Source organism: Streptomyces sp. NPDC058373, from assembly GCF_042723275.1.
GTDB lineage: Bacteria > Actinomycetota > Actinomycetes > Streptomycetales > Streptomycetaceae > Streptomyces.
Genome location: NZ_JBHXJE010000001.1, coordinates 92342 through 104495, shown reverse-complemented (window position 1 = coordinate 104495; position 12154 = coordinate 92342). Strand labels below are relative to the sequence as shown.

Annotated in this window: 10 protein-coding genes; 7 read left to right on the top strand and 3 right to left on the bottom strand. The window is 72.7% G+C overall.

From position 1 onward, the window contains the following. The first annotated feature begins 34 nt into the window (after nucleotides 1-34). Nucleotides 35-874, top strand: coding sequence for an aldo/keto reductase (locus ACFWMZ_RS00490; RefSeq protein ID WP_383180128.1), 840 nt, complete (start codon nucleotides 35-37; stop codon nucleotides 872-874). A 460-nt stretch (nucleotides 875-1334) separates the two neighbouring features. On the opposite strand, the gene ACFWMZ_RS00485 is transcribed toward ACFWMZ_RS00490, so the two are convergent. Continuing rightward, nucleotides 1335-2510, bottom strand: a complete 1176-nt coding sequence (locus ACFWMZ_RS00485) for a Cmx/CmrA family chloramphenicol efflux MFS transporter (RefSeq protein WP_383198920.1) — start codon at nucleotides 2508-2510, stop codon at nucleotides 1335-1337. A gap of 262 nt (nucleotides 2511-2772) precedes the next feature. On the opposite strand from ACFWMZ_RS00485, the gene ACFWMZ_RS00480 reads away from it, so the two are divergent. Continuing rightward, the gene (locus ACFWMZ_RS00480; RefSeq protein WP_383198918.1) at nucleotides 2773-3678 is read left to right on the top strand and encodes an aminoglycoside phosphotransferase family protein; all 906 of its coding nucleotides are present in this window, start codon (nucleotides 2773-2775) and stop codon (nucleotides 3676-3678) included. A gap of 111 nt (nucleotides 3679-3789) precedes the next feature. Here ACFWMZ_RS00480 and ACFWMZ_RS00475 read toward each other — a convergent pair whose 3' ends face one another. Beyond that, nucleotides 3790-4464 carry a TMEM175 family protein gene (locus tag ACFWMZ_RS00475; protein ID WP_383198916.1) on the bottom strand — a complete coding sequence of 225 codons (675 nt, stop codon included), beginning with the start codon at nucleotides 4462-4464 and terminating at the stop codon, nucleotides 3790-3792. Between the two features lie 396 nt (nucleotides 4465-4860). On the opposite strand from ACFWMZ_RS00475, the gene ACFWMZ_RS00470 reads away from it, so the two are divergent. Beyond that, a complete protein-coding gene (locus ACFWMZ_RS00470; protein WP_383198914.1) occupies nucleotides 4861-5604 on the top strand; it encodes a DUF4097 family beta strand repeat-containing protein in 744 nt (247 codons plus the stop codon). Nucleotides 5605-5983: 379 nt separating this feature from the next. Continuing rightward, on the top strand, nucleotides 5984-6166 hold the full coding sequence (locus ACFWMZ_RS00465) for a hypothetical protein (RefSeq protein WP_383198912.1): 183 nt from the start codon (nucleotides 5984-5986) through the stop codon (nucleotides 6164-6166). Nucleotides 6167-6781: 615 nt separating this feature from the next. Here the strand turns inward: ACFWMZ_RS00465 and mgrA are convergent. Continuing rightward, nucleotides 6782-7819 (bottom strand): L-glyceraldehyde 3-phosphate reductase, encoded by a 1038-nt coding sequence (gene mgrA / locus ACFWMZ_RS00460; protein WP_383180146.1) that lies wholly within the window; start codon nucleotides 7817-7819, stop codon nucleotides 6782-6784. A 500-nt stretch (nucleotides 7820-8319) separates the two neighbouring features. Here mgrA and ACFWMZ_RS00455 point away from each other — a divergent pair, with 500 nt between their 5' ends. From ACFWMZ_RS00455 to ACFWMZ_RS00445, 3 genes are all read left to right on the top strand, one after another. Further along, nucleotides 8320-9081, top strand: coding sequence for an isoprenyl transferase (locus tag ACFWMZ_RS00455; protein ID WP_383180149.1), 762 nt, complete (start codon nucleotides 8320-8322; stop codon nucleotides 9079-9081). 371 nt (nucleotides 9082-9452) lie between these two features. Continuing rightward, nucleotides 9453-10775 (top strand): PhoH family protein, encoded by a 1323-nt coding sequence (locus ACFWMZ_RS00450; protein ID WP_383198910.1) that lies wholly within the window; start codon nucleotides 9453-9455, stop codon nucleotides 10773-10775. A 462-nt stretch (nucleotides 10776-11237) separates the two neighbouring features. Next, complete coding sequence (locus tag ACFWMZ_RS00445) at nucleotides 11238-11975, top strand: lytic transglycosylase domain-containing protein (protein WP_383180154.1); 738 nt, start codon at nucleotides 11238-11240, stop codon at nucleotides 11973-11975. The last annotated feature ends 179 nt before the right edge of the window (nucleotides 11976-12154 follow it).

The window sequence follows — 12154 nt, the reverse complement described above, 5'->3', positions numbered from 1 at the left end:
CACCCCCGCCCCCGACCGACGAAGAAGAAGGACCATGAGCACCACCACCCCCGCCCCCGTCCCCGCCGTCACCCTCAACAACGGCGTCACCATGCCGCAGCTCGGCTTCGGTGTCTTCCAGGTGCCCGACGACGAGACCACCGCCGCCGTCACCACCGCCCTGGAGTCCGGTTACCGCTCCATCGACACCGCCGCCGTCTACGGCAACGAGGCGGGCGTCGGCCGCGCCCTCGCCGACTCCGGCGTCCCGCGCGACGAACTCTTCGTCACCACGAAGCTGTGGAACGACGACCAGGGGTACGACGCCACCCTCGCCGCCTTCGACGCCTCGCTGGCCAAGCTGGGACTCGACCACGTCGACCTGTACCTGATCCACTGGCCGACCCCGGCCCGGGACCGCTACCTCGACACCTGGCGCGCCCTGGAGAAGCTGCTCGCCGACGGCCGCACCCGCGCCATCGGGGTCTCCAACTTCCAGCCCGCCCACCTGAACCGCCTCATCGACGCCTCCGGCATCGTCCCCGCGGTCAACCAGATCGAACTGCACCCCGGTCTCCAGCAGGCCGAGCTGCGCGCCCTGCACGCCGAACACGGCATCGCCACCGAGGCGTGGAGCCCCCTCGCGCAGGGCGCCCTGCTGAAGAACGACACGGTCACCGCCATCGCCGCCCGCCACGGCCGCACCCCGGCCCAGACCGTGCTGCGCTGGCACCTCCAGCTCGGCAACGTGGTGATCCCCAAGTCCGTCACCCCCTCCCGCATCCGCGAGAACCTCGACGTCTTCGGCTTCACCCTCACCGACGACGAGATGGCGGCCGTCGCCGCCCTCGACGAGGGCCTGCGCACGGGCCCGGACCCGGACACCCTCAACTGAGCCCCGCGCCCCGAAGCTCCCCGGCCGGCCCGCCGGGGAGCTTCGGCGGGACCCGGCGAGGACGTCAGCGGGGGAGGCGCCCCAGCGCCTCGGCCTCGCTCGGCCAGGACGGGAACCCTTCCAGCAACGCGCGTCGTACAGCGGCTCGTCCGCCCAGGACCGCGGGTGGGGCCCGGCTGCCCGGCACAGGACGCGTGCGGCCTGGCGCTTGGCGTCCGGGCCCCGTCGGTCCGGAAGATGCCGAGGACGAGATCCACGGCGGCACGCACGCCCCGGTTCTCCAAACCCCTTCCACGGAGCGACACCGCCGCGGACCCGGCGAGATCAGCCAGCCCGGCCGGGACCTTGTCGACACTGATCGGCATGCGGCACTCCCGGACCGCGGTGAGCGTCTCCGCGGTCCGGGGGACGCGCGACTCCTCGCCCGCTCCGGCGTACATGGGCGTCGCTGGCGTACGCCCTACCGGCCCGGCCCCCGCCCACCGGGCGCCACCACGCCGCGGAAGGGCAGCGCGACGAGCAGGGAGAGGGCGACGAGCAGGCCACTGGCCCAGAGCGGTCCCCGGTTCCCGAGTCCGGCGGTGAGGGTGGTCGCCGCGATCAGGGGGCCGACGGCGGCGCCGATGTTGAGGGCCGCCGTGGCGTAGGACCCGGCCATGGTCGGGGCCCCCGCTCCCTCGTGGAGGACCCGGGCGATCAGGGTGCTGCCCAGCGCGAACGACAGCGCGCCCTGCACGAAGAGCAGGAGGAGCAGAAGGGCCGGTACGTGGGCCAGCACCGCCAGGACCGCCCAGCCGGTGACCAGCAGCGGACCGCCGACCGCGACGACCGCACCGGGGCGCTGGTCGGAAAGGCGTCCGGCGACGGTGACGCCGACGAAGGAACCCGCGCCGAACAGCACCAGGGCGACGGAGACCCACCACGCGCCCAGTCCGGCGGTGCCGGTCACCACCGGGGCGAGGAAGGTGAAGCTGCCGAAGGTCGCCGCGTTCACCAGCGCGCCCAGCAGCATCACCAGGATCAGCCGCCCCCCGGCGAGCTGGGCGAGTTCCGCGCGCAGGGTCGGCCTCCCGGCCGCCCCGTCCTCCGCGCGTCCGGCCGGCACCCCCACCAGGATGCCGAGCGCCGCGGGCAGGCAGAGCGCGGCGACGGCCCAGAAGGTGGCCCGCCAGCCCAGCAGCGTGCCGAGCACCGCGCCGCCGGGGACACCCGCGACCACGGCCATCGTCGTGCCCGCCAGCAGCACGGCCAGCGCACGTCCCTTGCGGGCGGGCGGGACCAGCGAGGCGGCGGCGGTCAGGGCGACGGCGAGGAACCCCGCGTTGGCGAGCGCGGCGACGACCCGGACGGCGACCAGCACCGTGAAGCTCGTGGTGAGCGCGCCCGCGACGTGGGCCGCCGCGAAGGCGAGGAGGAAGACGAGAAGGCTGGCGCGCCGGGGCCAGTTGCGGGCGAGCGCGGCGACCAGCGGAGCGCCGACGACCATGCCGACCGCGAAAGCCGAGGTCAGCGCGGCCGCCGTCCCGACGCTGACGCCGAGGTCCGAGGCGATGTCCGGCAACAGGCCGGCCAGCATGAATTCAGAGGTACCCATGGCGAAGACCGCCAGGGCGAGCAGATGGAGAGGGAGAGGCATCGAGTGGGCTCCGAGGCGAAGAGGTACGAGAAGGCATCTCGTCACCACGGCCAGCCCCCCACGGGGGTGACCCGCCACGTCACGCGGAGTGGCGCGACGGCGGGTTATGGACTCAGGGGTTCAGGGGGCTGACGGCGTGTGACCGAAAGCCCCGACCCTGTCCGACTCAGGACTCGACATACCTGGCACGCTACTCGACCGAAGCCCGTCGCCGCGCCCCACTTTCCTCGCAGCCCGCGGCCCCCGCTCGGAGGGAGCACCCATGCCCGACACCCGCCTCACCGTCCTTCCGCCGCCTGCCCGCGCCCGCCTCCTCGCCCGCTTCGGCCCGGACGCGGACGCCTGGTGCGACGCGCTCCCGGCCCAGGTCGCCGCTCTCGCCGACCGCTGGGGACTGGAGCTGCTGGCGGCAGGTGGCGGGGGGACCTCGCGGGTGTTCCGAGGCCGACGGCGCGAGGACGGCAGAGCGGTGTGGCTCAAGGTGACGCCTGACCCGGGGGTCGCCGCCGAGGAGGCCGAGGCGCTGACGGCGTGGGAGCGGACGCCCGCGGTCGTCGGGCTCCTCGCGGCGGACCCCGGCGCCGGAGCCCTGCTGCTCGACGCGGTGGAGCCGGGGACGCCCGTGCGGGGACAGGGCTGGGAGCTGGGCCGGGTGGGCGAGTTGCTGCGCCAACTGCGGGAGGGCGGTCCGGCCGAGCCACCCGGCGAGGGCTCGGCCCTGCGGCCGCTCGCGCACCGGGTCGGCCTCCTCTTCGACCTCGCGCTGCGGCGGGCCGGGCCGGACGGGCCCGCCGCCGAGATCCGGCTCCGCCGGGCCCGGGCGCAGGCCCTGGAATTGGCCGCGTCCGCGCCCGTCGGCCGACTCGTCCACGGGGACCTGCACCCCGGCAACGTGCTGCACGGTCCCGACGGGAGCCTGGTCGCCATCGACCCGCGGCCCGCGTGGGGCGACCCCGACTTCGACGCCGTCGACTGGGCTCTCGACGGGGTGGTGGGCGTGGACGTCCTGGACGAGCGGGTCGGGCTTCTCGTGGAACTGGTCCCGGGCCTCTCGGCCGACCGGCTCCACGGCTGGGTGCGGGCGCTCGGCGCCCTGCTCGCCGCTTCCGCCGTACGGGCCCGGCGCGACGACGCCCGCACCCGTTTCCTACTGGCCCTCACCCCTTAGCGCTTGGGCCCCGGCCCGCTCGCGGTGCCTCGGACGCCGGCGCAGCCACAACCAGCCCGGCCGGCGCTTGAGGCCGTCTTTGACCGGCACGGCCGAAGCCCAGCCCAGTGCCTAGCCGGCCCGAACCCGGCTGGCCCTGCCCACGCCCACCTTGAGCGGAATCAAGGCGAACCAGCTGTACATCGCGACAGCCGGGTCGAAGAGGGCGATGACCGCGGCGCAGCCGAACACCAGGATGGTGGAGCCCAGTTCCGCGCTGAAACCCCAGGCGAGGCGGGCCGGAACGGCGCGGGTCCGCAGGAGAGGGCGGCGGCGCAGCAGGGTGAACTGGGCGAGGTGGATCAGGTCGATCAAGGCGATCACCGCCGAGTACAGGGCCACCGCCAACGGCTCCCCGGTGTAGTCGGAGAGCATCGAGGTCGGGAAGGGCACCAGCGCCACCGCCCCGAGCCCGAGGGCGGTCAGCCGGATGAACCCCTCGTCGACCTGGCGCACCAGCAGATGGATACGGCGCTGGTCCTGCCAGAAGCCGATGAGCAGAGTGAAGCTCAAGGCGTAGGCGAGGAACTGGGGGATCATGTCGCCGAGTTCGCGCCGGAACTCGGCCGGGTCGAGGCCCTCGGGGAGCGAGAGGTCGAGGACGAGCAGGGTCATCGCGATGGCGTAGATCCCGTCGGAGAGCGCCGTCAGCCGCATCGGACTTCCCACCGCCATGAGCGAGGCGGCGGGAAGCTGCTCACGGGAGGGGGCGACGGCCGCCGAGGGGTCCTCGGGTACGGAACTCACCGCACGCGCACCCGGTGCGCCCCACGCACTCCAAGCGCCCCCGAACGCGCCCCGCGCCCGGCCCCGTCGCCCGCTCCCCGCACCACGCCCTCCTCGCACCGCCGCACCCGGACCGCCCGCCGGACCCCGCCCAGGGTCCCGCCGCTCCCGCGCGCCCTGCCCGATTGCGCCGACGGATGGCGTGTCGGCCGACGCCGCGACCGGGCGGGGCGCGCACTCGGGGAGGCACCCCCGCGCACGCACCCGTAGGGGTCCCCTGCCCCCTTACCGGGGGGTATCCCCATGGATCCGCGCGGGCGGGGAACCTAACGTCGAAGAGGGGCCGACGAGGACCGGCCCGCGCGCCCGGGGGGACTTGGCGCGTACGACCAGGCGTACGAGCACAGGGGGACCCGCATGCGCCGCACCCACCGTTCGGCTGCCTTCACGACGGGGCTCGCCGCCACTCTCGCCCTGGCTCTCTGCGGCCTCACCGCCTGCGGCCTCGCCCGGGCCGACGAGGCCCGCGACGACCACCGGGTGACCGGCGAGGTGAGCTCGGTACGGATCGACTCGGCCGCCGGAGCCGTCACCCTGCGCGGCGACCGCGCGACCACCTCGGTCCGCGTCCAGCGCGCCCTGCGCTACCAGGGCGACCGGCCCGAGGGCGCCACCCACCGGGTCGAGGACGGCGTCCTCACCCTCTCCGGCTGCGGCCGGGAGTGCTCGGTCGCGTACACCGTCGACCTCCCGGCCGGTCTCCCGGTCAGCGGGAGGACCGGCTCGGGGCGCATCACCCTGGCCAACGTGGGCGCGGTCGACGTCGCCACCACCGACGGCGCGGTCCAGGTGACCGGGGCGACCGGCAAGGTGGTGGTCCGTACCGGCGACGGGCGGGTCAAGGGACGCGACCTGCACGGCGACGGCATCAGCGTCCGTACCGGCGACGGCGCCGTCGACGTCATCCCCGCCACCGCCCAGGACATCACCGCCACCACGGCCAACGGCTCGATCATCGTCTCGGCCCCACCTGCCGCCTACCGCATCGCCGCCGACACCGCCCACGGCCCGAAGAGGGTCACCCTCACCGACGACCCGCACGGCGAATACCGCCTGGACCTGCGCACTTCCCACGGAGCCATCACCGTCCGCCCGTCCTGACCCCGCCCCGCCGACGGGCCCCGAGGCCCTCTTGTCCGGGGGCGTCTGCGTCCTGATGGTGCCCATGGTGCTGCGCCGCATCCCCAAGGTGTACCCCGACCGTGCCGCGAGCGGGTCGACCCGAGGAGCCCAAGAGGCTGCGGCCCCGCGCGGCAGGAAGAAGCGCCGGGGCGGCCGAGTGGCGGACAGGACCCGAGGCGAGCGAGGAGAAGAACAGGGAAAGGAGCAAGGCAAGTGAGCGGCGAGCAGGAGGCCACGGCGGTCGCGCCGAGGGGGTACCGGCTGGTGACGCCCCCGGAACGGGTACGGATACCCATGCGGGAGGGCACCCAGGAGACGATCCGGGTTAGCGTCGACCGGGCTTTCGCGCAACTGCCCGATGGAGGGGGAGCAGACCATCATCGCCGGGGTGCGGTACGCCTTCCGGGACGAGGAGCGCGGGGTGGACGTGCTGATCGCGGTCTTGGCCCCCGATCCCCGGCGAGTGCTGGCCGCCTTGCCCGCTCTGGACGCCTTCGCGGCCGGTGTGTCGTGGGAGCGGCAGCCCGCTGGGGCGGAGTGACGGGGCGCCAGGGGGGGAAAACCGGGCAGAACACCCCGGACGGAGTTGGTGATTCCGCATTGTTATCGAACGGGGCTCGTGGGACGGCTGGTCCTCACGTAGGTTCAGACCAACGAAATTCGCGCCAGCAAAGGTCGCGGGTCCGTGCCTCGAGCCGGACCGAGCGCCTCCGGCGCGGACCACGGGCCCGGGGTGTCGTGCGGAGGAGGGGGCCGCGCGACACACCCGCTCGGCCCGCCCCCGCTCCGGTCCGGGTACGTCAAGTCGAGGACCGCAGCCGACGTAACCCTTGCGAGTGGATCTCGCCCCCCGCGTCACCCGTGCCCCGCGTGCCTCCGAGGTGGGGGAAACCCCCGGTGGGAGGGGGCTCGCACGCCGGGCGGAGGCTCCTCGATGCGTCGCTGGGCAACTCCGGAGCGTAATTTTCCCGCCGGAATGCACGCAGCATCACTTACGAAGGGTTATGGTGGAAACCCCCCCTCGGGCCGGTCCGTAACCCCCCCCACGGACCGGCCCGCTTTCTTGGGTACGGCGCGCACCGCTCGTACCGCGAAGGGCGCCCCTCCTTGAAGGAGGGGCGCCCTTTCCGCTGTGCGGGGCGGGGAGCGGTGAGGCTCAGCCCCGGTCGGCCCAGATGTTGGTGCCCGGCGTCGAGACGGCGAAGGAGTCGATCTCGCGCAGTTCCTCGTCGGTGAGCTTCGGGCCCGAGAGCGCGGCCACGTTCTGCTCCACCTGGCGCGGGCTGGAGGCGCCGATCAGCGCCGACGTCATCCGCTCGTCACGCAGCACCCAGCTCAGCGCGAGCTGCGCCAGCGACTGGCCGCGGCCGGCGGCGATGTCGTTGAGCCCGTTGAGGCGGCGGGTGACCTCCTCGGAGAGGAGGTTCGGGTCGAGGGACTTGCCCTGGGTGGCGCGCGAGCCCTCCGGGATGCCCTTCAGGTACTTGTCCGTCAGCAGCCCCTGCGCCAGTGGCACGAAGGAGATGCAGCCCATCCCGGCCGCCTCCAGCGTGTCCAGCAGGCCGTCCTCCTCGGTCCAGCGGTTGATCATCGAGTACGACGGCTGGTGGATCAGCGGGCGCACGCCCATCTCGCGCAGGATGCGGGCGGCCTCGGCGGTCTGCTCGCTGTTGTAGGAGGAGACGCCGACGTAGAGCGCCTTCCCCTGCTGCACCGCGCTGGCCAGCGCGCCCATCGTCTCCTCCAGCGGAGTCTGAGGGTCGAAGCGGTGCGAGTAGAAGATGTCGACGTAGTCGGTGCCCATCCGCTTCAGCGAGGCGTCGAGCGAGGAGAGCAGGTACTTGCGCGAACCCCACTCGCCGTACGGCCCGGGGTGCATCAGGTACCCGGCCTTGGTGGAGAGGACCAGTTCGTCGCGGTAGGGGGCGAAGTCCTGCTTCAGCAGCTTGCCGAAGTTCAGCTCGGCCGAGCCGGGCGGCGGGCCGTAGTTGTTGGCCAGGTCGAAGTGGGTGATGCCCAGGTCGAAGGCGCGGCGCAGGATCGCGCGCTGGGAGTCGAGGGAGCGGTCGTCGCCGAAGTTGTGCCACAGGCCCAGGGAGATGGCCGGGAGCTTGAGGCCGCTGTGGCCCGTGCGCCGGTACTCCATGGAGTCGTAGCGGTCGGACGCGGCCGTGTAAGCAGACGTGTCGGTCATGGTCACGAAACTACGTCAGGGGAGCCGGTTGCTCCGAAGGAGTTCCTTCCGGTTCTCCGGCGGGACGGGCGGTGGGTACGGGCCGAGGTGCCGGAGGCGCCCGGTGCCTTGCCGACCGGGGGAGTTGGGGCGCGGCCGCGCGGCCGCCGCCCCTCCGTGGCCCCGGGGCGCGGTGCTATCGTCTCCACGGCGAACCCGGCGCATCCCGACGCGGCCACGCACCGCGCGGAGCGAGCAGCAGGACACGCGCCACCTCTCCGGAACGTCCCCCCCTCCCCGGGGTGCGGAGCCGTCTCCGCCCGGGACGCCGCCGGCGTCGGGCCGGTCACGGACCGGCAGGCCGCGGCGGGGCCCGGCGGTCCGCGCGTCCGCCAGGCCGGGCGAGCCAGGAGTCCGCTCCCGCGAGGAGGAGCGGAGACAAACCCGACGACGGCCCCGACCGGCACAGCGATAGTGTGTCGGCTCCGGTGACCGGTCGATCCCAGGAGGGGTGAACAGACGTGAATCTGCGCGACCTGGTGTACAAACTCTACGCACGCCGGGTGGAAGGCCGCCTCGACCACGACCAGGTCCCCGGGCACATCGGGGTCATCCTCGACGGCAACCGGCGCTGGGCCAAGGCCTCTGGCGGCACCACGGCGCAGGGCCACCGGGCGGGCGCCGACAAGATCGCCGAGTTCCTGGGCTGGTGCGCCGAGACCAAGGTGCGCGTCGTCACGCTGTGGATGCTCTCCACCGACAACTTCGACCGGCCCGAGTCGGAGCTGACCCCCCTCCTCGGCATCATCGAGGACTCGGTCCGCGGCCTCGCCGCGGACGGACGGTGGCGCGTCCACCACGTCGGCACCCTCGACATGCTGCCCGACCGGACCCGCACCGTCCTCAAGGAGGCGGAGGAGGCCACCGCCGCCAACCAGGGGATACTGGTCAACGTCGCCGTCGGCTACGGCGGCCGCCAGGAGATCGCCGACGCCGTCCGCTCGCTGCTGCTGGACCACGCCGAGCGCGGCACCTCCTTCGAGGAGCTGGCCGAGACCGTCTCCGTCGAATCCATCTCCGAGCACCTCTACACGCGCGGCCAGCCCGACCCGGACCTCGTCATCCGCACCAGTGGCGAGCAGCGCCTCTCCGGCTTCATGCTCTGGCAGAGCGCCCATTCGGAGTACTACTTCTGCGAGGTCTTCTGGCCGGCCTTCCGCAAGGTCGACTTCCTGCGGGCGCTGCGCGACTACGCGTACCGCAACCGCCGGTTCGGGGGCTGACGGACCCGCACCCCTCCTCGCCGCGCCACCTGGACTCCCGGTACCGGACCACCCTCCGGCACCGGGAGTTCATCCGTGTGCGTGAACGCACCACGCATGGTGCGGCGGCAAGGAGGGAATATCACTGCCAGGCCGGCGCCCGGGCAGTGCAGGGGCGGGCGTCGGAGCTCAGCGGACGGCCCGGCCGTCCGCCCGGGAGGCCCTTTGCACCACCTCGACCGAGCCCTCGGCACGGACGGAGCGGAGGGCCGGAGCACGGCCCGCGCAGAGGCCGCGCCCGGCCCGTCCTCTTCCCCGGGACACCTCCGTCCCCGGGGAGGCCCCCGCGACGCCGTCGCACCCCGACCTCATCCGAGGGGGTACGTCCTTCCGTGGTGAACAGCTCAAAGCGCCGCATGTCCGACAGGCGCACCTACGTTCTCGACACCAGCGTGCTGCTGGCCGACCCGAACGCCATGATCCGCTTCGACGAGCACGAAGTGGTGCTCCCGATCGTCGTGGTCACGGAACTGGAGGCCAAGAGGCACCACCCGGAGCTCGGTTACTTCGCCCGCCAGGCCCTGCGCCTGCTGGACGACTTCCGGGTCCGCTACGGCCGCCTCGACGCCCCCATCCCGCTCGGGGAGCTCGGCGGCACCCTCCGTGTCGAGCTGAACCACTCCGATCCGGGCGTCCTGCCCGCCGGCTACCGCCTGGGGGACAACGACTCGCGCATCCTCGCCGTCGCCCGGAACCTCCAGGCCGAGGGGTTCGACGTCACCGTCGTCTCCAAGGACCTGCCGCTGCGCATCAAGGCGTCGTCGGTCGGTCTGCTCGCCGAGGAGTACCGGGCGGAGCTGGCCATCACCGACTCCGGCTGGACCGGGATGGCCGAGCTGACCCTCTCCGGGGAGCAGGTCGACCTGCTCTTCGAGCAGGAGACCCTGCTCGTGCCGGAGGCGGCCGAGCTGCCGGTGCACACCGGCCTGACCATCCAGTCCGAGCGCGGCAAGGCGCTCGGGCGGGTCACCGAGACCAGTCAGGTGCGCCTGGTCCGGGGCGACCGGGAGGCGTTCGGCATCCACGGCCGCAGCGCCGAGCAGCGGATCGCGCTGGACCTCCTCCTCGACCAGGAGATCGGCATCATCTCGATGGGCGGCCGGGCCGGCACCGGCAAGTCGGCGCTCGCCCTCTGCGCGGGTCTGGAGGCGGTGCTGGAGCGCGGCCAGCACAAGAAGGTGATGGTCTTCCGGCCGCTGTACGCCGTCGGCGGGCAGGAGCTCGGCTTCCTGCCGGGCAGCGAGGCCGAGAAGATGGGCCCCTGGGCGCAGGCGGTCTTCGACACCCTCTCGGCCGTCACCACCCGCGAGGTCATCGAGGAGGTCGTGGCCCGCGGCATGCTGGAGGTGCTGCCGCTCACCCACATCCGGGGCCGCTCCCTGCACGACGCCTTCGTCATCGTCGACGAGGCCCAGTCCCTGGAGCGGAACGTCCTGCTGACCGTGCTGTCGCGGATCGGCGCCGACTCACGGGTGGTCCTCACGCACGACGTCGCCCAGCGAGACAACCTGCGCGTGGGCCGGTACGACGGTGTGGTCGCGGTGGTGGAGAAGCTGAAGGGCCACCCGCTGTTCGCCCATGTGACGCTGACCCGCTCCGAGCGCTCCCGGATCGCCGCCCTGGTGACCGAGATGCTGGAGGACGGCCAGCTGTGAAGGGAGCCGATCGGGTGACCCGAAGCTTCCTGAACCGGGGGGAGTTGGGCACCGGGGCCGAAGTGGCGTAGGCCATTTGATCGGTAGGTCTGAAAAGTAGTACTGGTGGTACAGAGCGCCGCCGGGGAAGGCGAAGCAGCCTAGCCCGGCGGCGCTTTGCCGCGTGTGCGTTTCCATCAACCCCTTGGGTCAAACAACGTGTGAGGTTAAACACGCGGGAGAGAATTGCCTTGCGACCGGGGCGTCCGGCAGAGTCTTGCTCCTGTCAGGCCCCGCATACGGCACGCGGTACCCCTAGCAGTACCAAGTAGGTCGAGAACTCCATAGAGACGCCGTATGCCGCCCGAGCTACACGGGGCGCTCCTCGCACTTGTGGGGGAGCCCTGTCGGGTCCGTGCTTCCCGTGACCACGTGCGAAAGGAAGCCAGTGCCAGGGGCACGATTGCGTCCGCGAGGTCACCCATGCGGACGACGCTGGAAGGAAACCGTGTGAGCCGGATCTCGGTCCGGGGATTCGCTGTGGCATCGGCCACGGCGGTCACCACTGTCGGTGCAGTCGTGGGCGTTGCCTCCGGCGGCGCCCAGCAGCCCGCGAACGACTTCGAGGCAGCCGCAGGCGAGGCGACTCTTCTCGCGGACATCCCGGCGGGCCACCAGGCCCAGGTGCAGACCGCGTCGCTGGCCCAGCAGGCCGACGCGCAGTCGATCGCCGCGGATGCCGTCACCAAGAAGGCCGTGGAGGAAGCGGCCCGCAAGGCCGCCGCCGAGGCGGCGACGGAGAAGAAGGCCGCCGCCGAGAAGGCGGCGAAGCAGGCCGAGCGTGAGGCCGAGGAGCGCAAGGAGGCCGAGGAGAAGGCCAGCCGCTCCGAGACCCGCGACGCCACCAGCTTCGCCACCCAGTCCTCGTACACGGTCGCCCAGGTGCAGGCCATGGCGCGGCAGATGGTCCCGGCGGACCAGTTCCAGTGCTTCAGCAACATCGTGAACCACGAGTCCACGTGGAACTACCGGGCCAGCAACCCGTCCTCCGGCGCCTACGGCCTCGTCCAGGCGCTGCCCGGCTCCAAGATGGCCTCGGCCGGAGCCGACTGGCAGACCAACCCGGCCACCCAGATCAAGTGGGGCCTCAACTACATGGACCAGCGCTACGGTTCGCCGTGCGGCGCCTGGAGCTTCTGGCAGGCCAACAACTGGTACTAGGCCCTTTCAGGTCCTCCCAGATCTCTCGAAAAGGACCGGCTGTCGGACGTCTCACACAGGCTTCGGACCGTCAACCTTTCCCGGCCCCTCACCGTCCCTACGGTGAGGGGCCGCCGCCATGTACGGTCGACCTCGCGTTCTCGGGGCAGCAGCACGAGGACTGCGGGACGGGGACGAGG